Source organism: Parabacteroides goldsteinii, from assembly GCF_020091425.1.
Lineage (GTDB): Bacteria > Bacteroidota > Bacteroidia > Bacteroidales > Tannerellaceae > Parabacteroides > Parabacteroides goldsteinii.
Map to the genome: position 1 here is coordinate 1,771,878 of NZ_CP081906.1, position 26,040 is coordinate 1,797,917.

Sequence of the window (26,040 nt, forward strand, 5' to 3'; positions counted from 1 at the left end):
TTGTCATGTAATTTATCGGTAACTAAACATTTGTTTAAAAATAGCAAAAGAGGTTGTGTCAAAACGCTGGCACAACCTTTTTTTATGCACAAAGCCCAGACTTTCACAAGCCCGGGCTTTGTTATTACCCAAAGTTTTTGTATCTTTAGGCATAAAGTTTTTCATTATGGCAAAGTTACATTTTCGTCCTTACATTCCCAACCAAACAGTTCTTTTTCCCGGAAGAATTGATGAAAACATAGCAGCGAACGATCCGGTTCGCATAGTTAATACTGTTGTTGATAATCTCAATCTTGACAATTTCAAGAAGCTTTATAAAGCAACCGGTCGTTGTCCTTATCATCCTAAAATGATGCTTAAGGTGATTATCTACGCCTACATGAACAATATCTATTCGTGCCGCAAAATAGAGAAGCTTCTCCTACGTGACATTCATTATATCTGGCTTTCCGGTAATGAACATCCGGATTTTATAACCATCAACCGTTTCCGTAATCGTGTAAAAGAAGAGATAAATAATGTATTCACGCAGTTGGTTCTTGTCCTTGTCGACAAAGGTTTCATCAGCCTTGACGTAGAGTATATTGACGGTACCAAGATTGAGTCCAGAGCCAACAAATATACTTTTGTCTGGCGCAAGACAGTCGAAAAGAACCGTACAAAGCTGATGGATAAGATCCGCATTCTCCTGGAGCAGGTGGATGAAGCCATAGCCCAAGAGAACTCCGCCAAAGACACACCCGTAGAGTTCACTCCCGCCATGCTCTCAGATATAGTGAATGAACTTAAAGAGGTGCTGGAACACCAGCCTGTAACAAAGGACAAGGAACAAAAGAAAGTCATCCGGGAAAAGAAGAAACAGGTCCGGGAACTTGAGGAGTACCGTGACAAGTTGATGGAATACGACAACCATCTTGACACTCTTGGAGAACGCAACTCCTATTCCAAGACCGATCCTGATGCCACCTTCATGCGCATGAAAGAGGACGCCATGAGAAACGGACAGACCAAGCCCGGATATAATCTGCAAATAGGTACCCAGAACCAATTCCTCATAGACTTCCGACTGTTTCCCAACCCAACCGATACACTGACCCTCATACCTTTCTTCCACTCCTTTGAGCAACGCTATAACCGCTTACCGACTGTCGGTGTGGCAGACTCCGGTTACGGCTCGGAAGAAAATTACCGGTTCATGCAAGATAATGGGATAGGAGCCTTTGTTAAGTACAACTACTTCCATAAAGAACAGCGTCCCCGTTATACCCCCAATCCATTCCATGCGGAGAGTCTCTATTACAATGCGGAAGAGGATTATTACGTTTGTCCTATGGGGCAGCACATGAACCGTATAGGAACCAGGCGTGACAAAACAGCTAGCGGATACATCACCGAAAGTGCCCGGTATAAAGCACAAAGATGTGAAGGGTGTCCTTTACGTGGCAGTTGCTTTAAAGCCCGGGGGAACCGTATTATAGAAGTCAACCACCGGTTAAACCAATACAAACGGCAGGCACGGGAAAGGTTACTCTCGAAAGAAGGCATCAGGCATAGGGGAAGGCGATGTATAGAACCGGAAGCAGTTTTTGGACAAATGAAACACAACATGGCATACAAAAGGTTCCGGCATGTGGGAGAAGACAAGGTTACAATGGACTTTGCCTTCTTTGCTATAGCTTTTAATATCAAAAAGATGTGTACAAAACTACTAAAAGCAGGAAAGAGAAGGAGTACACACACTATATTTATCTTTATCAGACCACGTGTGGCTCAACATACGACGAATATTAAGCCTTATTACCTAATTACTGAAAAAATAGTCGCATAGACAAAAAAAGAGGAACGACTATTTTTAAGATAAAAAAGGAGATGTGCCTTAGTTTTGACACATTTACTTTTATGTTATACTGGGAAAGGGAAGAGGGATTACATATTTTGGAAGTCCTTTAACCTTTTCTGTAATTCTTGACGAGCAAAGAAGATACGACTCTTCACTGTTCCTAAGGGCACATTCAGTTTTTCTGCTATTTCGTTATACTTATAGCCACTTAAAAACATAGAGAAGGGAACCTTCAGATCATCGTTCAATCCGTTGATCGCTTTGGTGATCTCCTTGATTTGATACGCTTTATCCGGTGAATCAAATCCGGAATCATTGATAACATCCAGATTATATAAATCTGCACTTGAGTCAACGACTGTCTGTACACGCACAATCTTATGGTAATTGTTTATGAAAATATTACGCATGACAGTTAAAACCCATCCTTTGAAATTAACATTGTCAACGAATTTATCCTGATTATCTAGTACCTTTAATGTAGTATCTTGTAGCAAATCCTGAGCATCGTCCCGGTTTGCAGTGAGCATAAGTGCAAAATTCATCATGTTTTCTTGCAAGCTCAATAATTTTTGTTGAAATTGTATCCCATTCATATTACTTACTTTTTGAATGTTTATTGTCGGTTATGTGCTGTATTTCAATACTGAAGCACAATACAAAAATATGTAATTTAAATCAATGAAACTAATTCTTTGCATAATATTAATACTTAACACTCAATCTTAATATTTATAGGCTAAAAGTGTCTGATACTGAGTAGGATTTACAAGTTTGCAGCTTGTATATGTCTAACATTTACAAGTTCGGTGTTGATTTATTCAACAAGGTATAAAATAAACCTTGAGCAATCGATACAAATATGGAAAATTGTCGGATAAGAATAGTAGTTATCATTAAAAGAAACAGGAGTTGACCGGATGCAGATTTTTATAAATAAAGAGAACGGTGTCAGTAAATTACATAAATTACTGACACCGCTCTCCTTATGATTGTCTTTTTATATAATGAATTTATCTCTGACCTTCACCAATCATCTCTTCAGCCAGATATTTGTCTGCATCTTTTTGGATATTGGGTAATTCCAAACCGTAACCTTTTATACGGTCTTCTCTTTTCAGGAGATATGAAATGAGAAGTGCAAGTATACCAAAACAGGTAAAGATAATCATTGGAATGGTATAATCGTAAGTCGGTTTTTCATTGACATAGCCGGTTATGCAGTATTTATCGAGTACTTTACCTATGAGGTAAGGCACACCCATTAATCCCCAGTTTTGTACCCAAAAAATAAGGGCATATGCTGTTCCTAACTTATTTTCCGGAATAATTTTCGGAACAGAAGGCCACATAGCTGAAGGTACAAGCGAGAAAGCAATTCCTAACAGGATAACCAATGCAAGCGCTACCAACCAATTATCCAGGAATGGTAAAGAGAATGTGAAATGAATGCATACAAGCATGATTGCACCGATCATCATGATGGTGGCACCTTTTCCTTTCCGGTCGTACAGGTTGCCGAAGAATGGAGTCAGCAGGATAGTACCAAACGGCAGGATCGAGGGGATGATTCCGGAAAGAGTAGGTTCAATACCGAATTTATTAATCATCAGGCTGGGTGCGTATTTCAGAAACGGGAATACGGCGGAATAGAACAATACGCATAAAAGGGCGACATACCAAAAGCCTTTAAGGGTAATAATATCCAGGATATCTTTGGCACGGAAAGGAGCTTCTTCCTCTTCTTCACCTTCGTCGAGAATTTCCTGATCCCGTTTTTTATCCATTACAACGAATACGATGAATGACAGGAATCCGATGCATAATAAGATTAGTCCGATAAAAATAGGTATGCTGATAGAATTATTGAAAGCCCGGCTCAGAATAGGCGTTATACCGATAGCCAAACCTGTTCCGATACGGGCACACGCCATTTCAAGTCCCATTGCTAATGCCATTTCCTTACCTTTAAACCATTTGACAATGATTTTCGATACGGTTATACTGGCAATCTCGATGCCTACGCCAAAGAGTGCATAACCTAAAGAGGCTATGAGTAGAGGATATCCCCATTCGGTTCCGAAAATTGAAACTGTTTCACCACCGAAATCATGAGAGATACCGAACCATTTAATGAAAACACCGACCAGCATGATACCGGTGGCCATTAAACCGGTGAAACGTACTCCCATCTTATCAAGGATCATACCACCGAAAATAAGCATTAACAGGAATACATTGAACCAGCCGTATGCACTTGTAAATTTACCGTAGTTATCGCCACTCCACCCAAGGCCGCCGCTCATGACAGGGGTTTGTAATAAATCCTGAAGCGGAGCCATCATATCTGTAATGAAGTAACCGCAAAGCATTGTAAATGCAACGAGTGCCAAAACCGACCATCGTGCCGTTTTGGATTCGCTCAATTTCATTTGAATTTGTTTTACCATGATATTTGTTTTTATTAAGTTATATTATTTGTCTTCTTTCATGAAAAGGGGGAGGGCATCAGCTACGATGAACGTGCTTCCTCCGATAAAGATCGCATCTTCTTCGCCGGCTCTGGCAAGGGCCCGTTCGACAGCAATGGCTACAGAATCGCATGTAACGCCGCTAAGGCCGTGCATCATACCCATGGCGGCAATTTCGGCTGCCGGCATTGCACGTGGAACGGATGCCTGTGTAAAAAAGTAGAAAGCATCCTGGGGCATCAGGTCCAGCACACCGTTAATATCTTTGTCGTTTACCATGCCGATGATCATATAAGTATGGCGGGAACGCTTCATTACTTCTTTCAGCTGCATGTTCAGATATTGCCATCCGCCGGTGTTGTGGCCTGTATCGCATATCACTTTCGGTTTTTCCTGTAAAACTTGCCAGCGTCCCATTAGTCCGGTAAATTCAACGACATGCTCGAATCCTTCGCGTACAGCTTCCTGAGGTATATCGATTCCCTGAGTGTAAAGAAGGTTGAGGGCAGCCAGTACAGTTTTGGCATTTCTTACTTGTGCCACTCCGCCCAGTTCACCGAATAGTTGTCCGTATTCGACGGAATCGAAATACCATTCGCCGGTATCCATCAGATATGATTCGTTTAGCAGGTCTGCCTGTGAAGCAAAATAAACCACTGTCTCATTCCTGTGAGCTGCATCGGCAAATACCTGTGCAACGCTTTGGGTATATATTTCACCTACCAGTGCCGGAACTTTGGGTTTGATGATCCCCGCTTTTTCAAAGGCGATCTTTTCTACCGTATCGCCCAGGAACTGGGTATGGTCGAGACTGATATTCGTGATAATACTCAGGATAGGAGTGATAATGTTGGTACTGTCCAACCGACCGCCCATGCCTACTTCAATAATGGCAAAATCAACTTCTTCAGCACGGAAATAATCGAAAGCCATGGTAGAAGTCAGTTCGAAGAAGGAAGGGTGAAGTGGTTCGAAAGTGGTGCGGTGGCGCTCTACAAAATCTATTACATATTCTTTGGGTATCATTTTACCGTTGACACGGATGCGTTCGCGGAAATCGATCAGGTGGGGAGATGTGAAAAGTCCGACTTTATATCCCGCCTGATGAAGGATGGCTGCCAATAAATGGCTGACGGAACCTTTTCCGTTTGTCCCTGCTACGTGGATTGTCTTATAGGCTTTATGGGGATTTCCCAGATAGTTGTCCAGTGCAATACTGGTGTCCAGTCCCGGCTTGTAAGCGGATGCTCCGCTGTGCTGAAATACCGGAATGCTTGTATATAGATAGTGAAGCGTTTCTTCGTAAGTCATGCTGTTAGTTTTTTATAATTGGCAAAAGTACTTAATTTTATTTATACCTTTGCACCCCGTGAATATAAAAGTACAAAGAGATGAGTAAACAACGTATAGCTTACACTCCTATAGGAGGGGTATGTTCTAAAATGATGATAGTTGAGGCTGAAGACAATGTGATTACCGGAGTTCAGATTGTAGGCGGATGCCAAGGGAACACACAAGGTTTATCCAAATTACTGGTCGGTATGGAAGTACAAGACGCCATACAACGATTGGAGGGCATTGATTGCCGTGAACGGGGTACCTCTTGCCCGGACCAACTGGCACAGGCTCTAAAGAAATTGAGTTGAACCCTGCTGCCTGGTTTTATTTCCGACGGATTAAGGGATATCTTTCACGATCCTGAATCCGTTGTTGAAATGTTTACTTCCCGGGTAAATATAATAATGACAGGTAGGACGGCAGCTCGCCCGTTCGTTGAACCAGGTGCCTCCCCGTACGACGGCATATAGTCTGCCATCCTTTTCAAAACTGTCGGAACACCATTCCCATACATTTCCGCTCATATCATGGATGCCCAGTTCATTCGGTTTCTTCATGCCGACCGGATGCGGTTTGCCTTCCGAGTTTCCGGCATACCATCCCAGACTGTCGAGTTCCATTCCTCCGCTGTACAGATGATCGCGTTTACCGTATAATCCGCCGCGGGCAGCGTATTCCCATTCTTCTTCTGTGGGCAGACGTCCGCCCGCCCATTGGCAATAAGCCTGTGCTCCGTACCAGGTAATATAAATGGCCGGGTGTGCTTCATAACCGTGGATCGGTTTCCCTTGTCCGATGCCCCAGTTACATTCATAATATAAGGGTTGTCCTGCATCCGGCCCTTCTTTTACCACCTGACTTCCGTAGGCTTTCAAAAAAGCGGCAAACTGGAAATTGGTTATTTCGTATTTGCTGATGGAGAAGCTTTTAACCGTTACTTTATGGGGTGGATTATTGTCTTCTTTATAGGTCGATCCCATTATAAATGTACTGCCTTTCACTTCAATCATTTCCGGATTGATATTGGTCGACAGCCATTTGCGAAATTCTATATCTTTTATTCGTTTCCGGGCTTCTTCGCGATCTTCTTCCCTGACATCACTTTCGATGAACTTGTTGAGGTAGGAGATGGATATGTCGTATGCTTCATCCCCTTTTAGCGGGAGCAGGCGTTCGTACATCGTTGACAGGGCAATATATCCGTCGGTTCGTTCCGGGTCCAGGCGCACTCCCTGTTCATATAGTTTATATGCTTCTTCCGTATATTTATTGATTTGAATAGCACTGCCGCTTAATGATAGCAGGTTGTCTGCCTGCCGGATACAGTCATCTGCATAGGGATTGATTTGGTTACTGATGAGGCGGGCGAATTTCGTCTTCTTCATCTCAACCGGAATCAGGCGATAGAACTGACGTAATGAGTCTGGCGATAACTTTTTCATGATACGGGTAAGGAGGAATTGACCGGCATATTTGTCCATATTGCTTTCAATAAAGTCAATGCGGATGGAATCGCGTTCCTGCTGGGCGGCATGTAATTCGATATCGACTTCCAGCTCCTGGCTTCCCCGTACCGGCCTGGGGCTTCCACCGCCGAAGGATAACTTGAGTGTTTTTTTCTTTTTGTCATCATCCTTTTTCTTGCCGGTGGCACCCAAGTCGTGCAAAAACATGGAGACGGTGCTGAGACTGTCTATTTTTATATTCAGGTCGTGGGTGTTTTCCAGATAGACGGCATATCCCATGTGGGTGGCGGCTCCTTTGAAATGTAATCCGTTCGGGAAATCGGATAAGTCGCCTTTGATGAACAGGGTGTCCCGGTCGATAAGCAGGTCGCAATAATAGAATTCGTCGTCTATCGTAGTGCATAACCATAAATGTTGAGGAATATCGGGCAGGGTTCCTTTCATGGTGAATTCTCCTTTTTCGATCCGCATGGAGTTGATGATCCGCTGGTTATCGAATTGTTTCAGAAAGAAGACAGTACCGTCTTTTACGCCTGTTATATGCGCTTGTATGACGTACCGGTCGTTTGCTGTTAGCCATGAGGTACAGCAGAGAAGTAACAAGCTTATCAGTATTTTCATATTCATTAGTCAATAATAAGTTTGTAACCGATTCCCCGTACATTCAGTATCTTTATACTGGGATCGTCTGATAGTTTATGACGCAGCTTTGTAATGAAAACATGAAGGCTGCGGGCATTAAAGAAAGAGTCGTCGCCCCAAAGGTCGAGCAGGACATCTTTCATCGGTAATACATGATCCTTGTTTTCGCAAAGACGTTTGAGTATTTCCGACTCGCGGTTGCTTAACAGTTGCTTTTCTCCACAATATTGCAGGGTTTGCGTGATGGAGTCGAATGTGTATTGTCCGAGGTTGAAGGTCGACTTTTCTTCTTTACGGACGGTGATCTTATTCAGCAGGGCTTTAATACGGATGATCAGCTCGGCCATGCCGAAGGGCTTTTTGAGGTAATCGTTACCGCCCAGTTCGAAGCCTTCGACCACATCATTCGCTGCTGAACGGGCCGAAAGGAAAAGGACAGGGATCTGGCTGTCGGTCTTGCGGATATGGCGTATCAGGGTGAAACCGTCTATCTTCGGCATCATGATATCTGTTACAATGATATCCGGTTTTACTTCTTTGTAAAGAGCCAGGCCTTCTTCGCCGTCAGCAGCCAACACGATGTCGAACTCTTCACCATCCAATGTATCTTTGATGATCATTGCAAGGGTCGGTTCGTCTTCTACCAGTAATACTTTTATCTTTGCCATATTCTTCTCTTTTTCAGTTTTTAAAATGGAGGGTAAATGTGGTTCCTTTGCCCGGTTGGCTTTTTACAGATACCGATCCTCCGTGTTTGGCCATCATGTCCTTTACGTAATAAAGTCCCAGGCCGAATCCTTTTACATTATGCAGGTTACCGCTGGGTACCCGGTAGAACTTATCGAATATATGTGGCAGGCTGGCTTCACTGATACCGATTCCGTTGTCGGTAACGGAGATACGGATCCCGTTTGCCTGTGTCTCTGCCTGTATGGAGATATTACAATAAGGTTTGTCTCCCGAATATTTCACTGCATTATCGATCAGGTTTCCCAACATATTATAGAAATGCGTGCGGTCTGCAAATACTGCAATGTTGTCCGGGATATTTACGGTGAAGTTGACAGGCTTACCGGCCTTCAACTTGTGTTGTTCAATGAGCGGGGGAATGATATCTGTGATAGGAATCGATTCCTGTTTCAGACGGAATGTATTGCGATTCTCTACCGAAAGCGTAAGGATCTGTTCGACCAGGCCGCTTAGTTGGGTCAGTTGTTCACGGATAATTCCGAGGTATTTCTTTTGTTTCTCGTTGGCGTTGTTGTCGTAATTGAGTAATACGTCGTTGGCCGCGTAAGCAACGGAGATCGGCGTTTTCAGTTCGTGTGTCATATTGTTGGTGAAGTCCGTTTTCAATTCTTCTACGGTCTTTTGCCGGAGAATAGTATGGATCAGATAGATGAAAGCTATCAGGATCAGGATCACGAGCAGGAGGGAGGAGATGAGTATTCCGGATATCTGCTTGAATACCAACTGGGAAGGCGTCTTTAATGTTAACCGGTAATATTGCTCCGATTGTGTAGAGATCGGATAGTTGAATTGGGAGGCTTTATTCCAGTTCTCTGTCGCAATAACAGAGTCGGTGGACTGGATGCTCATTACTACCTCCGGCAAGCTGTCGACCAATTGTACGACTTCCAGCTTGTGAGGTACAAAAATATCATGCTGTTTGAGTTCTATGGAAAGGAGGCTGTCGTATTTATTATAGTTGACTGGCATGAGTGAATCTATTTTCATGTGGAGGGCTTGTTGTATTTGCCCTTCCAGGTCGGTAAGCAAACTAAGATATTCATTCAGCGATTTAGATATATCCTCATTTTTGAATGGATTCTTATCCGTATGGACGGCAAAAGTATCCATCATCCCTACTTTTTCAGTTTCTTCATCTTCTTCTTTTGAAAAGGTAAAACTTTGACTTATCTCTCCATGGGTTTCTCCTTGGGTCAATTCGTCGATGCGGATAAATATTTCCTTATAATCAGCCATACGCATAGCTTCCTCTATGTTACCATTGATTTGCATCCAGGTCGAGTCATACAATCCTTTTAGCCAATATCCCTGCGAGAACAATAGTGCCGCCAGTGATATACTGATCAATGCGGCTATAATCTTGAAGCTTAATTTTGTTTTCATGTCTAAAACCTCTTCTTTTAGACAAAAGTAATGGATAAGTTCGGGAGTTTCGGGGGGATGATAAGACTAAATAACACTTCTCGGATGAATAGAAAGCCAATTCATAATAAGCCCTATAATTATGGCAATGGTGAAACTGGCAAGTGTCCCGATCAGAACATACTCAGTCGTTTTGATATCTTTACTTTTATTCAATTCTCCAAATCGGAAAATAGATTTGGCCGCTAAAAGAAATCCTATTGCTTCAATTTTTCCAATCAATATAAAAGTTATAATCAATATTCGTTCGAGATAACCAATCCATTGACCTGCATTTTGAAGACTTTCAGATACGTTACCTTTCTCTCTCCATCTTTTGGTGAACAGTCCGAGGAATATAGATGCAGGTTTTAGTATAAGCAGATAACCGATCAGATATATCCAACATTTGTCACATTTTATAATGCTTTGAAGTATATCTCCGACAGCTGCATATTGTTTGGTTATTACCATCCATAAAGTACAAAGTACCAAGATGTGTAAGACCTGATCTATGATAAATGAATATAGTTTCTCTTTCTGAGTGATTTTCCATAAGTCGATGGCGAAATGTGTTATGAAAATAACAGGAATGATGAACCATTCCATAGTCCTGCAACAATATAAGTAACCAAGGCTTGTGTCAGGCTGTGGATGATATGATATTGGTATTTACCTTCCCGTTTTTTTCTAACAATTTTATTTGTTTGTAAAATGAAATCTACAATCAAATGGGAGAATAATAGTTTTAGTAAAAGATTCAGGTCTGTTAATTCCATAATTATTATTGTATTAAGGTTGTTGTCAATTGTTCATAGCGATTCAGGTAAAGTTCTATTAAGTTTACTTTTCCCCCAATTAATAGTTTGCTGATTGCTTGTGATGATTTTCGTAAATCATCGGCAATCTCTTTTTGCGTTTTGCTGGTTGATAGAAACAAAAATATTGCCTGAGCCTGTGTGATCGTCCAATTCGAAACAATATCGTCGACCAAAGCGGTACTGACTATAAATTCTTCATTGAAGTTTTCCCAGGGAGTTCTGATTGCCAGCTTTTTTGAACGACCTAATTTATCAAATTCCCAACCGGAGTTACGGGAAGCTTCTCCATCGGATTCGATTACACTTTGTTCTTTTTCAAAGTCGATTGTTCCCAGACCTAATGCAACCCGCGCATCCCATCGGAAAGCGGTGGGTGACTTAGCCTGCAATCCGGCTCGTATCAACAGAGTAATCCTTAAAGCTTGTATGGGGTTGTCCACTAGTATTTGAAAGCTGTCGCCGCGATAGATATCCAGTCGGTTCTCTCCCCATTTTCGGGTGCATTGTACAATACCCTGAATAGTGTCCAGCAATAGATTTCTGTCTGCTGGATTTATGTGAGTAGACTGAATGATATCTCCTGTAATTACTCCTTTTATTTTCATATATTTATGGAAAGGTTTTATCTGGAAGCAAATATACTGATATTTATTAAAAGAACAACCTATTTGGGTTGATTTAATAAAAACAACCTGTTTGGGTTGATTTGGGAAAAACAACCGGAATAGGTTGATTCTTGTTGAACCGATCGATTATGGCAAGTTCCAGGCGGAAATGCTGTTTTCAATTACTTTCTAACTGATCCTTTGCGGATAGCTTCTTACAAAGCATCCAGTTGCCGGTAGGTAGTCGTGATAATGGATTCAGCCTGTTTGTAGGATGCTTTTATTTTTTCCGTATCCGGAAACTGTTTGTCGTTAGTAGAAGATATTGTTTCAAATAACCGGAAGATCTGAGTTTCCGCATCCTGCAATTGTTGGATATAGCCGGTGTTTTCATCATTCCATAGAAGTTGCCAATGGAGATATTTCTGTCCGTTACCGCGGTGTATGGAGTAAACCTTGTCTTTCAGGCGGGATGCATAATAGCAGAGCGGGGCAGTCTGTAAAGCGGCATCGTACTGTATTAAGGAAGGCTGGTCTTTCCCTGTTTTTACCCATAACGGCAAAGCGATAGAGGTCGGCGGATATCCTAGCATAGTCCACATAACCGTATGTTCCGGCGACATGCCCGGTTTTACTCCCTGTATTACGATAGAAGCCGTACTTTCTGAACGGGGAATGAAATCCTGTTCTACGAACCAACCGGAATGTTTATTCGGGCTTTCATCCGGATTTTTCAGGTCTATATCCAGTAAACTATTATAGAATGAGCGTGAGGCTTCCTGAAAGATGCGTTCCGGTGTAAATCCTTTCTTTTCCATTTGTTTGAATATTTTCCGTGCACTATCGTAACGGATATACCCCAAACCTTCATCCGTACGGCCTTCGAAAGAAAAGTTCGTATAGACGAGGTAACCGTCAGGAGCTAAAACGGTATCGTTGACGTCTTTTTTATAGTAACGTTCGTTGTTCGTCTCGTAATATGCCGCACCACCATACGCATCGATCACTCCGAAGTTGGCTTCCACCCGTAAAGGACGCTGTAAGGTATCGAGCAGATGTTCGAAATCCTGTATGGTCTTACATGTTTTCAGTGCCTGCCGCATCAACAGTCCTTCGTGATCCATCTCTTTTACATCATCATCCTTTAGATTGAACGAAGCTGTATTCATAATGGAGAAACCGGCTTCGTTGCTGCCTGTCCAGACGGCTCCGTTCGGCTCGTCGCTGTTTACCAGTCCCAGGAAACGGTAACCGCCTTCATCGATATAGGCGATATGGTTGTAAGGAGCTTCGGTGTCCCGGTGTTTCCACATCAAAGGACGTCCGTCGGGTGTCGCTTTCCCTGAGATAATAACAGAGGTACAAGCTTGTTGCTGCTGGAGTGAAAAGCAAAAACAGAGAATTGCCGTAAAGATCAGCTTTTTCATGACGTATAAGTATTATATATTTAGTGGCAAACATATACACAATAATTCATATAGACAAACAGAATGCAGATAATTTGTTTCAGGAAGTCTTGCTATTCATAATTTATCCTGAACAGATATATTTTTAGGTGCAAGATATTTAAGAGTATCTTGCACCCACTTTGAATTTATTCAATTTCATCTTTCTGTATATAAACCGTTTGGGTCGGGAAGGCAAATTCGAGGCCGGCTTTATTGAAGGAAGACAGTATTTCCATGTTCATATTGGAAGTTACACCTAATATGTCTCCCTGCTTTTCAATAAAATAAATATACATAATAACCAATGCCGAATCCGCATAATTTGTGAAAACAGCAGTTGTATCCGAAGGGTTGGAAGATACGTTTTCAACTCTTCCGGGAATGGCTTTCAATATATCCAATGCCTCTTTCATTTTTTCAGGTGTCGTGTCGTATGTCAGTCCGAGATTTAAAACTACGCGGCGCATCGGTTCGGAAGATATATTGATGATGTTGGCATCGGTGATCTTATAATTCGGAAAAGTGATGATACGTTTGTCATAGTCCATAATCTTCGTACTTCGGGCACCCACATCGATCACAGTCCCTTCGAAATTGTCTACACGGATCGTATCACCTATGTTGAACGGCTTGTCTGTAAAAATAGTGAAAGCGCCGAAAATATTTTTCACCGTATCCTGTGCTGCCAGGGCGAATGCAATACCACCGATACCCAGCGTACCTAACAGAGCACTGATATTCACCCCGATATTACTCAATGCCATCACAATACCGATGATCCAGACGAGAACAAGTGCTGTTCGTTTGATGATCGGCATCATTTTGTGGGTCTGTCCGGTCGATTCTTTTCCCAGGTAGATCTCAAGCAGGCCACCAATCAGGCGAGCAAAGACCCAGGTGATATCCAGAACGATCAGGATCCGGTAAGCATTGTCGATCGCCTTCACGAAATTGTCCGGATAAACCAGCCGGTGGATCGCGATCCAGATTCCCAACAGCATAACGGCAAACTTTATGGGTGATTCGAGGGAGTAATAAATAACATTATCCAGATGGTTTGGCGTACGGGTGATGAAAGGCTTAAGCACTTTCCTGCTGAACAACGAGATCAGCTTGACAACTACAACAGCTCCTACAATAATAAGGATGGAGATACCCCAGCTTTCCAGCGTATTCCCCCATAATTCATATTCTAACATATTCTTATACTATTTAAAAATGAAACATTTTTATCGATATCTATAATCTATTCTTTTTTGATTCGCCTGCAGGTTCTCCTAAAGGTATCTCTATCGTTTTGGTCGCTACCGCATATTCATCAGGAAAGATTTTTCCACCCATTTCGTTGGCCCACGCTTTGGTGAACTCTGCGCCGGTATAGATAATGATGGCGGAATAATAAATCCAGGTGATGGTCACGGCCATGAACGCAGCCGCTCCGTAGACGGTTCCGACATTTGCAAATCCGATATAAAGCGATATTCCCCACTGTCCGGCCAACAGGAGCAAGGTCGTTACGAATGCGCCGATAAAGATATCCTTGCTTTTTATTTTTGCGTCCGGCAACATCTTGAATATTAGTGTAAATATGGTAGTGGTCACACCTATATTCAATAAAATGCCTACTGTCTTGACCAGCGACTTCGCCACGTCCGGATAATTGCTGATGAACCGTGCACTGAGTTCCGAAATAATATTGGAAATAGCGAACGTAACGAGTAGGATAAATGCAAAAATAAGAATGATCGAGAAGGAGAGTAGCCTGTTCTTCAGATACTTCAACCAGCTTTTCTTCGGAACAGCCTTGATCCCCCAGATCGTATTCAGCGAACTTTGTATTTCTGCAAAAATGGTAGTCGCACCGAAAATGGAAACTCCCAGGCTGACGATGCTGGCAAATGCGGATGAGTCGGTCCGGGCTGCATTCTCAATAATGCCACGAAGCGTCTCGACTACCTCTTTTCCCAGGATCGGTTCCAACTGCACATATAGTTGGTGGGTCAAATCCATGTGGATAAACACCCCTATGGTAATTAAAAGAGAAAGAAAGGGAATGATAGAGAACAAAGTGGCATATGCCAATGAGGCACTTAACCGAAGTACGCTGTCATCCATAAATCCCCGAACCATATCCATGATGATTTTAACCAGTAAGGACAGGGTGAGTTTCTTTTTACTTTTCGATATGTTATTCATAATGCAGCAGGCTTATTTCTTGATCCAAACCGCCAGGTTCCGTCCTTGCACAGAAAACTCTCCGTTACCTTCTTCATCCAGCGTAACTTCTTCCGGGATGCTTCCGGTTATTTCATGCCATACTTCACCCTGATGCTCTTTCCCCAGGTTCATCGTTTTACTACCGGCTTCATCGTTCGACATTAGGAATACCAGGCCGGAGCCGGGATGTTCTTCATCACCTGTGCGCACAAACCCAACAGTCGACGGATGGTCGAAATAGTCGATCTGATCGCCGTAGGCGTATTTACGTCTTGCATCCAACAGGATGTCGATGATTCGGGTATGAGGGGATTTCTCTCCTTTAATACCGTAGTAGTCACCATAGAACAGGCATGGATAGCCGTCTTTCATCAGGAAGATCAGTCCGTAAGCTAACGGTTTGAACCAATCCTCGATCTGTGATTCCAGAGAACTTCCGTGTTGCGAATCATGGTTATCTACGAAAGTGACGGCTAATTCACAATGATGTTCGACCAAAGTATTTTTGAGAATATTCTGCAGGTCGTAATCTTTTCCTTCCTGTGATGCCTGAAACATATTATAATGTAGGGGCACATCGAACAAGTTGACTTTATGACCGACAGCTTCCACATAGTTATCCAGCGTTTCCATATCCCCGTTCCAGTATTCGCCGACAGCGTAGAAGTCATTGCCTTTCTCGCCTCGTACGGCATCGAGGAACTGGGCGATAAATTGATCTTTCATATGTTTGATAGCATCCAGGCGCATACCGTCGAGGTTCAGTTCGTTGGAGACCCATTTTCCCCATCGGTTCAATTCGGTGATCACTTCCGGATGGTCGAGGTCGAGGTCGTTGCACAGCAGGAAATCGTAATTACCATTCTCGCCGTCTACTCCGTCGCTCCATGCTTTCCCTTCACCCTGAATCTGGAAGATGCCGCTACGCTTCTGTGCATCGTCGAAGCCTGTACCGGAGAAATGATACCAATGCCATTTGAAATCGGAATATTTATCTTTACGACCATGAAAATTGTAACCGGTCCAGCCCTGTATCTCGAACGGTTCGCCCAATGCTTTGTTCCTTTGGTTTGGGTCGACTTCCACAACCATGAACTTTTCGGTGAAGTCGCCGCCTGCTTTATGGTTCAATACCACATCAAGGTAGACTGAAATATGATTTTTATGCAGTTCGTCGATCATTTCTTTCAGTTCGTCTTTCGTGCCGTATTTTGTTCGTACGGTCCCTTTCTGTTCAAATTCCCCCAAATCGTATAAGTCATAGGTAGCATAGCCTTCATCCTGTTGTTCGTCTGCTTTATATGCCGGTGGAATCCATACAGCTGTCACACCAATATCATGCAAGTGCGAAGCCTCTTCCTTTAATTGTTTCCACAGTTTCCCGTCATTGGGGAGATTCCATTCAAAATACTGCATCATTACACCATTTTCCATAATCTTACTTTTTTTATTTGTTTTGTAATTTAATTGATTTGATAAAATTCTATGAATCGTTTATTGCCGATAGAGTATAAGAGCCGATGAAGCTGCGATCTTTACACTTCCTCCCGATAAACGATCCTTGCCCTCCGGGTCGATCTGTCCGTTGCGGCAAACAACATTCCATTCGCCTTCGGGAATGCCGATCTCTGCTTCATGGCGATTGCCATTGTAAGCGACAAGGATTTCTTTCCATTCATCGTTATTGGCATATTCGCCCAGCGTATAGGCTATTACTCCCGAATCACCGGTGTCCATAAAACGAAGCCATTGTTGCAGACCTTCGACTGTGGGAATGCGGAAAGCCGGGTGTGCCTTACGGAGTGCGATCAACCCTCTGATAAAGTCGAATACCTCCCGGTTTTTAGCTTTTAACGACCAGTCGATCCGGTTGATGGAATCGGGTGATTTATAACTGTTCGGTTCCCCTTGTTTATCCTGCATGATCTCTTCACCGCTGCGGATGAAAGGGATTCCCTGTGCTGTCAGCAACACGGTATGCACTAGTTTGTCGATCGGGATGAGTTCATCCGCCGCATGGTCGCCTTGAACGGATAATTTCAGCTTGTCGACCAGCGTATAACCGTCGTGGCAGGAGACGAAATTGATCATTTGCGAAGGAGCACCTGCATAAGGAGCATTGCAATAGAGCAATCCGTCATAGTCGACTTGCGGATGATCGGTTCCACCGACGATACCATACTTGACCGGTTCGAAATGACCGTTGATATTTCCGGAAGCATAACCGGGATCCTGTTCATCGAAGGTGCTGCCTTTCAACCCGTCACGAAATTCATCGTTGAATACGCCGATACCTTCCATCTGCCCGACATTTTCTTTTACTGCCCGTTGTTCGAAGGGGAGGGGCGAGTCGGCTGCTATCCAGCCTTCGCCGTATACGAAGATGGTCGGATCGATCTCCAGGAGTTCACTTCTCAAGTGGTTCATCGTCTCGATATCATGTATGCCCATCAGGTCGAAACGGAAGCCGTCGATATGATATTCCCTGGCCCAGAATTTGACCGATTCGATGATATAATGCCTCACCATTTCGCGTTCCGAGGCCGTCTCGTTTCCGCAACCGGAAGCGTTGGAATAAGAACCGTCGGCGTTTTGCCGGTAAAAATATCCAGGGACAGTCAGGTCGAAATTCGAATGGTCGGTCGATGCCGTGTGGTTATAGACCACATCGAGTACAATGCGGAAACCGTTTTGATGTAGGCTTTTCACCATCTCTTTAAATTCGCGGATACGGACGACCGGATTGGCCGGATCTGTAGAATAACTTCCATCGGGAACATTGTAATTCTTAGGGTCATATCCCCAGTTGTAATGATTCTCGTCCAGCTTTGTTTCATCTACAGTGGCAAAATCGAACGAAGGCAGGATATGGATATGAGTTACACCGAGCTCTTTCAAATGATCCAAACCGGTAGCTTCTCCTTCGGGAGTTTTTGTCCCTGTCTCCGTCAGAGCCAGAAACTTCCCTTTATTCTCTATTCCTGAATCAGGCGCAATACTGAAATCCCGGTGATGCAACTCGTAAAGAATAATGTCGGAATACATTTTCAGTTCTGGTGACCGGTCCGATTCCCAACCTTCCGGATTCGTTTCATTCCAATCGATCACAGCGGCACGGTTCCCATTGATACCGACGGCTTTTGCCCAGATACCGGGTGTTTCGTTCAACCATTTTCCGTTTTTCTCTATCTGAAAGGTGTAGAAAGAACCTTTCAGGTCACGGTCGATATGGATTCGCCAGGTTCCATAGCCGGCTTTTTCCATTTCTACCTGTTCTTCCGGGTCGCCTCCCTCACCGGACGCATACAGGTTCAGCTGGACACGGTCTGCAGACGGTGCCCATAAAGTGAAAACAGATTGTTCGGGTGTATAAACCAGTACCAGGTCACTCCCATAATAAGACGGATACTTGTCATACGAATCCAATCGTTCCGTAGACGGATGATCTGTTAAAGTCTCCATATATATAAATTTAATATTAATACTGCCTAAACTATACTGTTTTAGCTGAATAGAATCTACTTATTCCCTCGACTTTTTAAAAACAATTGAAAGATTAAAATGTCCGGTTCGAAAAGGAGTATTTATGAAAATAAAAAGATTTATTAAGGTAATTTTAGTTGGACTTAGTCCCGAATTATACCTTACAGTCTGCTTTTTACTAGTACTATATTATGTTCAGTCAAATAACGATAATCTTGAAGCATCTGATTATCGGGTTTGTTGCAGATGTATTGACAGCTATATACAATTTTAGACTAATAAAGGTATATATGTTTCTACTTTCGAAAAAGTCGTTAATTAACATAGCTCTTTCCGAACCATATTTTACAGATTCTGTTTTTTCTCGTGTATGGTGATAAGTAGAGTTTTTGTCAGGCCTGACGCTTCTACTCGGTGATTTATTTAATTATTTTATTTACATCCTAAATTTTATATTATGAATTTTATTTGGTATATTATTATTGGGATCGTTTCCGGATTTCTTGCCGGAAAGATCATGAATGGTGGAGGTTTCGGGCTCCTCATTAATTTGTTGGTGGGAATCATCGGTGGCGTATTAGGAGGTTGGGTATTCGGCCTGTTAGGTATTGCAACTGCCGGTATCCTGGGCAGTCTTATTACTTCTGTTATAGGGGCTGTCTTACTGCTGTGGATCGTTTCTTTCTTCAGGAAACCTCACAAAGCAGACATTTAATTTATCGTTCTAGTATTAATCGTTTTAAACTTATCAGATTTATGGAAACTAATCATTCAAAATTTTGGATGGGCCTGGGTTTGGGCTCGATTATCGGTGCAGTTGTCTATCATTTCTCTTGCTCTTCAAGAGGCAAACAACTGAAAGAAAAAGTACGTCATGTCTTTCATAAGGCCAGTGATAACGCCGAAGAATTAGTGGATGAAGCAAAAGACAAAGCATTGCAAACCGGAACAAAAGTAGCGGATAAGGTAGCCGACGGTACTTTTAATCTTGCGGAAAAAGCCGATGAGGTGAAGAATAAAGTACATGCTTTTGCAGATAATGCGAAGAAATGATAATGTGTAATTTAAAATATTGAGTTATGTTTTATCATGTAAAAGATTTGCAATATAACGCCAGAGTATCTGCCCCCGATCCACGTTTTGCACGTTTGTTATTAGAGCAGTTCGGCGGGTCGAATGGTGAGTTGAAAGCCGCTATGCAGTATTTTGTACAGGCATTCAGTTGCCGTAATCCTTTCCCGGAAAAGTACGATATGCTGATGGATATTGCGACTGAAGAGTTGGGTCATTTGGAGATTGTAGGTGCAACCATCCAGATGTTGCTGGGACCGGTCAACGGTGAGATGAAAGATGTGGTCGAGAATATGGAAATTAATAAGATGATGAATGGTAGAGCAGCGAAAGAAGATTTTATTCACCAGGCTTATACAAATCCTCATTTCCTGGTTTTGGCTCCCGGTAGCCCGGCGCTGACCGACAGTAACGGGAATCCCTGGAGTGCCACTTACGTCACAGCCAATGCCGAACCGACGGTCGATTTACGGTCGAATCTGGCAGCTGAGTCTCGTGCAAAGATCATGTATGAATATCTTATTCCGTTTACGGATGATCCGTATGTGAAGGAAACTCTCGATTTCCTGATGACCCGTGAAGTTGCCCATTATCAGCAATTCGAAGCTGCTTTGGATTCTATTAAACCCAATTTCCCGCCGGGTATTTTCCAGACTAATCCGAAATATAGCAATCTGTATTTTGATATGTCGAAGGAGGAAGAAGCACGCGGACCGTGGAATGAAGGAAGTAGTACCCAGTTGAAAGAGGAGTGGCAATATATCGATAAGCCCCAGGAATATGTTACTTCCACTGACGGGTTGACTAATGTAACTCCTAAAGGAACCGACCGGACTGAAGAGATGGTAAAAGAGAAGGATGAGAAACTTGCCAAGGAACGGAAGAAAATGATTCTTTCCAAAACTCCGGCAAAGGATATGCAGTGGAGCCATTATCAGCCTGACGGAAACATGAAGAAGAATTCTAAAACGAATAAACATTCCAACTAGAAAGTCTGAACATGTTTAAAATCCGATTACCCTGGATTTCATCTATCGGTTGTCATAAGGTAGCTGGCGGTATGTACCAGGGTGATCTTTTATAGGAATAAGTTTTTTAATTAAATTGAATGATCATGAAAAAGTTTATAGGTTTAGTTGTCTTATTGACAATCTCATTAAGTTCATTTGCGCAAAAGGGAGATTTCTCATTATTGGGAAATTTCGGTTATCAAACCGATTTCAAACGTGTTATGATCGGTGCCCAGGGGCGCTATAACCTGACGAACCATGTACGTCTGGCCCCCGACCTGATGTTTTTCTTTCCGAAGAATAAGGTGACAGGGTTCGATATCGATGTGAACGCTCATTATGTCTTCAACTTGCATGAAGATAACTTGTCGCTTTATCCGTTAGCCGGTTTTAATCTACAGAATAATTTCCAGGGCAAACAAACCATCAAGGGGGATGATGGTAAAGAAACTACGCTCGATTCACATAGTTCTACCAATTTCGGGTTTAACCTGGGTGCCGGCCTTACCTATAATTTAGATAAACGCAACTTTCTGAATGTTGAGTATAAATATGTATTCGGCAAGGATAACAACTCCGTTATCGCATTTGGTTGGGGATACCGTTTCTAGTAAGAAGACAACTATCGTTTTAAACAAATAGAAAAAGTTATGAATAAAATAATTATATCTATGGCGCTTTTAGGCGTCATGCAGATTTCTTATGCCCAGGAAAAAGAAGGCTGTATGTTGAATAATCGTATATCTCTAAACCGTAACCTTCTCTGAAAAAAGGAGTACCTCGATTAATCAGAGACCTCTTGCAAATTAAGCACTTTTTTAGGGGTACTCACTTGAATTTGATCTGTTATGGGGATCACACAAAAAGGGGAAAGAAATTAAGTTTTCTTCCCCCTTTTACTTTGGTAATCCGGCGAGATCAGTCGAGTTTTTCTTTTATATCCTTTTTGGTTTTGTCGTAACCCTCCTTGATATTCTTTTTCGCCTCTTGTGCATTTTCTTTGACATCTTCTTTGGTGTCGTTCCAGGCGTCTTTCACTTTGTCAGCCCCTTTGTCGATCTTGTCCGCAGCTTTGTCCATCGCATGGTCGACAGATTCTTTGGCATTTTCTACTTTGTGATTTACTTTATCCTGGGTTGTCTTGTTACCGCAGGATGCTAATAGCAGGACAGCTGTGCCTGCTATTGCTGCTAAAACTAACTTTCTCATTTGTTTAATTGGTATTTAATTAATACTAGTTTTTATAAAACAGAACTGATAAGTGGAAAGTTCTGTTTAAGGTCTGAATATTAACTGTTATAAATGTTTTTCGTTCAACAATTCCTCTCTTTTTTCTGCATTGGCTCTGATCATCTTCTTTATAAATCCGGTTAGTTTTATAGCACTGACTTCATAAAAGCCTATGCGTATAAATATAGCTTTGATTCCGTTTTTCTCATACAGTTTGTCAAAGCGCCAAAACCACGTGGGACGGACGGTGGCCGGTTTATAATCCCTGTCTATCAGAAGACGTATAAAATATTGTCCCCTGTAATAGAATTCATCTGCTCTGAGGATTGCGTCCCATTCGATTTCTTCACGTATATCGGACATTTCCGTGATACCGTTTTCTGTCAGAATAATGTAAGGTTTTCTGTCGAAGTAAGTGCCGATACCGAAAATCAGACATAGAACGGACAAGATAATAAAACTCCATCCCACCACATAATAATCGGGATGGTGAAGGAAAAGTTTACCGGCAATTGCCAGTAGCAAACTAACTAAAATAAATAGAATGGCCTTACTTCTGGATTTATATATAACTACCTTGTTATCTATACAGGTTTCTGAATCCAATAGTTTCACGGACGACTGTTTTGTGAATGTTTCCATACATATATACATTTAATATTAATACAGGTTGAATAAAAAAAATATCAATTGCCAAATAGAATTGACTGGGTGTATAAATTAAACATTACTAATTCTTTATAGGTTCGGATTTTATTCGGATTGCTAGCAATAATTAACGAAATGACGATAATTTTTTAGAGAGTTTCGATTATCGTTATTCGCAAAATAGAAAATTGTCATTTTGATAATTATCCCTTACATTCCCGGCTCTATTTGGAAACAGGAATGTAGGGGATATTTTTTGGTGTTTCTGCAAGAGTTAAGGTTTGACATAGAGATATTTGTAGAAGATAAAATGTACATTTAAGTAGGTAATAATAAAATCATCGTAATGATTTTAGAGCTAGTGGCAGAAATAAGACAAAATCAGTTACAATCTGTCACCTGAAAACTACCTGTCCGGAAAGAGCTTCCAGCTTTCTGAAAGGTGTATTACCCCCGTTTTATGAGATAATCACGAAGTAAATTTCCTGATATTCTGTAATGTTAAAAAAATCATTGCAATGACCAGTCCGGTTCATTGTGATAAGTACCTGGAGTCATTGTGATGACTTCCACAAGTTATTGTGATGATAGGGAAGAATCATTGCAATGAATTTGTGTAAAGGTGGAAATGAGGGTAGGAAATGATGGTGAAAGATGTGATTTTCTTTCTAAAACATGCTTTTTTAGAGATGCTGCCGTTAGTGAAAACCGTGAAAACCGAACAATCTGCAAGCCCTGAATGTTTATCTTTATCTTTTTGATTAATAACGATAAAGAAGGGAAAAGTTATGAGAAATAAAGATTTTTGCATACTGATGCTTGAGCAGGAAAAGCAGAAGCGCAGTAATGGGGATGAAAGTACGGCCGACCTGTACCGTGCCAGCCGTAATCATTTTGCTGCATTCATTCGTGAGGGAGGAAAGGGTGGATTGTTGGGAGATGTGACGCAGGATGTTGTACAGGAATTTGTTTTGTACTTGAAAGGAAAGAAACTGCGTGTAAATTCGGTGAATAGTTATATTAGTAATCTACGGGCGATGTACAACCGTGCTTGCCGGGGTTGGAAAGGGCGGCCTGAGGCACGGCCGTTCGAGGGGATGCAGTTGCAACGGGAGGAGACTGTTAAACGGGCAGTCCCGGTGGAAGTGATCAAGCAGATGGCTGCACTTGATCTGGAAGAGGAACCGGAGAAAAAGCTGGCGGTGGATATGGCCCTGTTTTCTTTTTTGGCTTGCGGTATGCCTTTTGCGGATATCGTTCGTCTAGGAGGGGAGAACCTGGTTGAAGAAGGAAAAGTGTTGTCGTATCGCCGACAAAAAACAGGTGCACTGATCGAGATGGAAGTTTCGGAGCCTATGCAGTTACTGATTAATCGTTACAGGCGGGCGGATTCCAAATATCTTTTTCCAGTGTTACAGGAGGGGGCTACGCATGAACAGTATAAACAATGTCTGGCACAGGAAAATCAATATCTGGCAGATGTGCAGGTCTTATTGGGTTTATCTGCAAAGTTGACGACCTATGTTTTTCGCCATAGCTGGGCATCTGCGGCTTATCATCTGGGGATACCGATCGCTATTATTAGCCAAGCCCTGGGGCATTCTTCCGAGAAAATGACTCGCATTTACTTGTCTGCATTTGATGCAGGTAAGGTAGGAGAAGCAAATAAAAGGGTTTCTGAAGGTGTGAAGGAACTGATGGCTGCATAAATTATCCTTATTTATATAATAAGGTAATTCCCTCTCTTTTTGTTTCATATCCAGGCCTTTACAACTTATGGATTTCACAAAAGAGTTTGAATGCTCTGCAAACATAGGAAGAATCTTATGGAAAAACAAAGCTTTTGGGTAAAATCCTAAAAAAAACATATAGAATTTGTATTAATTAACCTAGTTTCCTGCTTGTGACCTTTAAATCATAATTTTCAAAGAATAAGACATAAGGCGGGTGAAGACTGCTATCTTATTAATATCCGTTTGAAAAAAACTGTTATCATTTTTACATGTTTTTACTCCACAAAATATTGAAATAAGACATCAATCTAAAATATCCCAGGGGCAAAACTCATTAAATCCCCCTTAAAACCGAGGTGCTTTTTATCTTTTCCCCTTATTATATAAATAAGGGGGCACCTTAGAAGTAAATCGGAAAATCAAAGACTGGTATTGATATAATATTATGTATAGGATAAAAGGATCACAAAGAAAAGCGTTTTGCCTGTTGTTATTTTTCAGCCTGGTTTGGCGGGAAGTGACTGCGCAGACAACGACCTATCATAAGGCGGAATCTTTTTTATTCTCTTTCAAAGAGAACAGCGACCTGTTCCTGGCTGATTATGGCGATAACGCTTACCAATTAGAGCGTATGGGGCAACTTCTGGATGCCTCCCGCAACCGTCTGCTGAAAGGAGATAACCACCTCTTGATCGTTTCACATGTGGATGCTTATGGCTATGAAGAGGATGCGGTGGTGAACGAAGCCTCGCTGCGTGCCAGTCGTATTCGTGCCTATCTGAAAACCCGTTTCGATATCCCTCATGACTGTGTCGCTTTTTACATCGACCGTAGCGGCAGCTATCGCGATCAGATACATATATATAATGTATACCGTCCGCTTCCGTGGTTTGCCAATATCTCGATCCATTTACAGTGAGAGCCGTTATCCGATAGCCGTAAAGGCAGCTATCGGTGAGTACGGTGCAATCCCTTATGTTGATTTGTACCGTCGTGGAGAAGCTGGTGGTTACGACCGCGAAGTCTATCGTATCGACGATCCTCTTTTCGACCGTACGGAACTGGAAGATTACCGGCTGGCATCGGTGACGGATACGATTCGTCGTAACGAGAGAGTAGAGCTCCCGGCTGTCAATCTGGCAACGACCGTTACAACAAAGGAAGTGGTACGGGTGGTCACAAAGCATAAAGAGAGAACGGATGAAACTGCAACCCCTGAGGGGATAACTCCTGTTGCTCCCGCTGTCAAAAAGAATGCAACACCGATCGAACACAATCCTGTATATCTGGCCGTAAAAACAAACCTTCTTCCCTGGTTTGGCGTAGTTTCTTCAATCCGTCTGGGAACGGGTGAGACGAAAATAGAAACAGGTGCATTCATGCCTAATCTGGAAGTGGAGTGCAGCTTTGCCGGTCGCTGGTCACTGGCTTTGTCGGGCATGTATTCCGACTTTGCCTATAAAGCTAAGACGCGCGATAGCTGGTCTGTCTCTGAAATATCCCTTGAATCAAGAGTCTGGCTGTCCCCTTCGGGAAGGTTTACCGGCCTGCATACCGGGGTGTTTGCCGAGTATGGTGACTTCGATGTACGTGGCAGCGCGATCGATAGCTCTGAGGATATACTTTACGGTCGGACAGGCTGTTTCTGGTCGGCAGGCCTGTCGATGGGGTATCGTTTCTCCCTGACCGGAGGTTTGGGGATGGGGCTGAGTGTACGTGCCGGTTACCGTTCGGTTTTCGGCGGGAAGAAATACCGCTATGACGTACCGGATGACCGGAATTATTTGGAAACCCGTTTTGCCTCGACGGGATTTATGTTGGGATTGCGGATAGATTTATCGTACCGTTTTCAAATCAGATAAGAAG

25 protein-coding genes are annotated in these 26,040 nt (G+C 42.5%); 9 read left to right on the forward strand and 16 right to left on the reverse strand.

Annotated features, from left to right (window positions below):
- The first annotated feature begins 166 nt into the window (after nt 1-166).
- Nucleotides 167-1,828 carry an IS1182 family transposase gene (locus K6V26_RS08320; protein ID WP_224263243.1) on the forward strand — a complete coding sequence of 554 codons (1,662 nt, stop codon included), beginning with the start codon at nt 167-169 and terminating at the stop codon, nt 1,826-1,828.
- A 98-nt stretch (nt 1,829-1,926) separates the two neighbouring features.
- On the opposite strand, the gene K6V26_RS08325 is transcribed toward K6V26_RS08320, so the two are convergent.
- The 3 genes from K6V26_RS08325 to K6V26_RS08335 form a co-directional block, all read right to left on the reverse strand.
- Complete coding sequence (locus K6V26_RS08325; RefSeq protein ID WP_224265083.1) at nt 1,927-2,436, reverse strand: RNA polymerase sigma factor; 510 nt, start codon at nt 2,434-2,436, stop codon at nt 1,927-1,929.
- 417 nt (nt 2,437-2,853) lie between these two features.
- Nucleotides 2,854-4,290 carry an MFS transporter gene (locus K6V26_RS08330; protein WP_224265084.1) on the reverse strand — a complete coding sequence of 479 codons (1,437 nt, stop codon included), beginning with the start codon at nt 4,288-4,290 and terminating at the stop codon, nt 2,854-2,856.
- 24 nt (nt 4,291-4,314) lie between these two features.
- Nucleotides 4,315-5,622 carry a bifunctional folylpolyglutamate synthase/dihydrofolate synthase gene (locus K6V26_RS08335; RefSeq protein ID WP_195585601.1) on the reverse strand — a complete coding sequence of 436 codons (1,308 nt, stop codon included), beginning with the start codon at nt 5,620-5,622 and terminating at the stop codon, nt 4,315-4,317.
- A gap of 80 nt (nt 5,623-5,702) precedes the next feature.
- Here K6V26_RS08335 and K6V26_RS08340 point away from each other — a divergent pair, with 80 nt between their 5' ends.
- Nucleotides 5,703-5,957 carry a TIGR03905 family TSCPD domain-containing protein gene (locus K6V26_RS08340; RefSeq protein ID WP_195585602.1) on the forward strand — a complete coding sequence of 85 codons (255 nt, stop codon included), beginning with the start codon at nt 5,703-5,705 and terminating at the stop codon, nt 5,955-5,957.
- Nucleotides 5,958-5,987: 30 nt separating this feature from the next.
- On the opposite strand, the gene K6V26_RS08345 is transcribed toward K6V26_RS08340, so the two are convergent.
- The 11 genes from K6V26_RS08345 to pulA all read right to left on the reverse strand — a co-directional run bounded on the left by K6V26_RS08345 (nt 5,988) and on the right by pulA (nt 18,461).
- Nucleotides 5,988-7,736, reverse strand: coding sequence for an SUMF1/EgtB/PvdO family nonheme iron enzyme (locus K6V26_RS08345; RefSeq protein WP_224265085.1), 1,749 nt, complete (start codon nt 7,734-7,736; stop codon nt 5,988-5,990).
- A gap of 5 nt (nt 7,737-7,741) precedes the next feature.
- Nucleotides 7,742-8,425, reverse strand: a complete 684-nt coding sequence (locus K6V26_RS08350) for a response regulator transcription factor (protein ID WP_028729143.1) — start codon at nt 8,423-8,425, stop codon at nt 7,742-7,744.
- Nucleotides 8,426-8,438: 13 nt separating this feature from the next.
- On the reverse strand, nt 8,439-9,890 hold the full coding sequence (locus K6V26_RS08355; RefSeq protein WP_224265086.1) for a sensor histidine kinase: 1,452 nt from the start codon (nt 9,888-9,890) through the stop codon (nt 8,439-8,441).
- A gap of 66 nt (nt 9,891-9,956) precedes the next feature.
- Complete coding sequence (locus K6V26_RS08360) at nt 9,957-10,517, reverse strand: DUF3307 domain-containing protein (protein ID WP_394373134.1); 561 nt, start codon at nt 10,515-10,517, stop codon at nt 9,957-9,959.
- Entirely contained in the window at nt 10,484-10,687 is a 204-nt protein-coding gene (locus K6V26_RS28720) for a DUF3307 domain-containing protein (protein WP_394373135.1), read from the reverse strand. The genes K6V26_RS08360 and K6V26_RS28720 overlap by 34 nt, the downstream gene beginning before the upstream one ends.
- A 5-nt stretch (nt 10,688-10,692) precedes the next feature.
- Complete coding sequence (locus K6V26_RS08365) at nt 10,693-11,334, reverse strand: hypothetical protein (RefSeq protein WP_224265087.1); 642 nt, start codon at nt 11,332-11,334, stop codon at nt 10,693-10,695.
- Between the two features lie 215 nt (nt 11,335-11,549).
- Nucleotides 11,550-12,761, reverse strand: a complete 1,212-nt coding sequence (locus K6V26_RS08370; protein ID WP_224265088.1) for a C45 family peptidase — start codon at nt 12,759-12,761, stop codon at nt 11,550-11,552.
- Nucleotides 12,762-12,928: 167 nt separating this feature from the next.
- Nucleotides 12,929-13,981, reverse strand: coding sequence for a mechanosensitive ion channel family protein (locus tag K6V26_RS08375; protein WP_046149269.1), 1,053 nt, complete (start codon nt 13,979-13,981; stop codon nt 12,929-12,931).
- 40 nt (nt 13,982-14,021) lie between these two features.
- Entirely contained in the window at nt 14,022-14,978 is a 957-nt protein-coding gene (locus K6V26_RS08380) for a YihY/virulence factor BrkB family protein (RefSeq protein WP_224265089.1), read from the reverse strand.
- Between the two features lie 12 nt (nt 14,979-14,990).
- Nucleotides 14,991-16,433 (reverse strand): alpha-amylase, encoded by a 1,443-nt coding sequence (locus tag K6V26_RS08385; RefSeq protein WP_224265090.1) that lies wholly within the window; start codon nt 16,431-16,433, stop codon nt 14,991-14,993.
- Between the two features lie 60 nt (nt 16,434-16,493).
- Nucleotides 16,494-18,461 (reverse strand): type I pullulanase, encoded by a 1,968-nt coding sequence (pulA, locus tag K6V26_RS08390; protein WP_224265091.1) that lies wholly within the window; start codon nt 18,459-18,461, stop codon nt 16,494-16,496.
- A 478-nt stretch (nt 18,462-18,939) separates the two neighbouring features.
- Between pulA and K6V26_RS08395 the strand changes: the two genes are divergently transcribed.
- The 4 genes from K6V26_RS08395 to K6V26_RS08410 all read left to right on the forward strand — a co-directional run bounded on the left by K6V26_RS08395 (nt 18,940) and on the right by K6V26_RS08410 (nt 21,174).
- Entirely contained in the window at nt 18,940-19,197 is a 258-nt protein-coding gene (locus tag K6V26_RS08395) for a GlsB/YeaQ/YmgE family stress response membrane protein (RefSeq protein ID WP_007656269.1), read from the forward strand.
- Between the two features lie 41 nt (nt 19,198-19,238).
- Complete coding sequence (locus K6V26_RS08400) at nt 19,239-19,535, forward strand: YtxH domain-containing protein (protein WP_046147020.1); 297 nt, start codon at nt 19,239-19,241, stop codon at nt 19,533-19,535.
- Nucleotides 19,536-19,561: 26 nt separating this feature from the next.
- Complete coding sequence (locus tag K6V26_RS08405) at nt 19,562-20,542, forward strand: manganese catalase family protein (RefSeq protein ID WP_007656272.1); 981 nt, start codon at nt 19,562-19,564, stop codon at nt 20,540-20,542.
- A gap of 125 nt (nt 20,543-20,667) precedes the next feature.
- Entirely contained in the window at nt 20,668-21,174 is a 507-nt protein-coding gene (locus K6V26_RS08410) for an outer membrane protein (protein ID WP_010803256.1), read from the forward strand.
- A gap of 307 nt (nt 21,175-21,481) precedes the next feature.
- Here K6V26_RS08410 and K6V26_RS08415 read toward each other — a convergent pair whose 3' ends face one another.
- On the reverse strand, nt 21,482-21,772 hold the full coding sequence (locus K6V26_RS08415; RefSeq protein WP_224265092.1) for a YtxH domain-containing protein: 291 nt from the start codon (nt 21,770-21,772) through the stop codon (nt 21,482-21,484).
- Between the two features lie 87 nt (nt 21,773-21,859).
- The gene (locus K6V26_RS08420; RefSeq protein ID WP_046150326.1) at nt 21,860-22,435 is read right to left on the reverse strand and encodes an STM3941 family protein; all 576 of its coding nucleotides are present in this window, start codon (nt 22,433-22,435) and stop codon (nt 21,860-21,862) included.
- A 794-nt stretch (nt 22,436-23,229) separates the two neighbouring features.
- Between K6V26_RS08420 and K6V26_RS08425 the strand changes: the two genes are divergently transcribed.
- The 3 genes from K6V26_RS08425 to K6V26_RS08435 all read left to right on the forward strand — a co-directional run bounded on the left by K6V26_RS08425 (nt 23,230) and on the right by K6V26_RS08435 (nt 26,036).
- Entirely contained in the window at nt 23,230-24,150 is a 921-nt protein-coding gene (locus tag K6V26_RS08425) for a tyrosine-type recombinase/integrase (RefSeq protein ID WP_224265007.1), read from the forward strand.
- A 469-nt stretch (nt 24,151-24,619) separates the two neighbouring features.
- Nucleotides 24,620-25,093 (forward strand): hypothetical protein, encoded by a 474-nt coding sequence (locus tag K6V26_RS08430; protein ID WP_224265008.1) that lies wholly within the window; start codon nt 24,620-24,622, stop codon nt 25,091-25,093.
- Nucleotides 25,041-26,036: a DUF3575 domain-containing protein gene (locus tag K6V26_RS08435; RefSeq protein WP_224265093.1), complete on the forward strand. Its 996-nt coding sequence runs from the start codon at nt 25,041-25,043 to the stop codon at nt 26,034-26,036. Before K6V26_RS08430 ends, K6V26_RS08435 begins: the two co-directional genes overlap by 53 nt.
- Nucleotides 26,037-26,040: the final 4 nt, after the last annotated feature.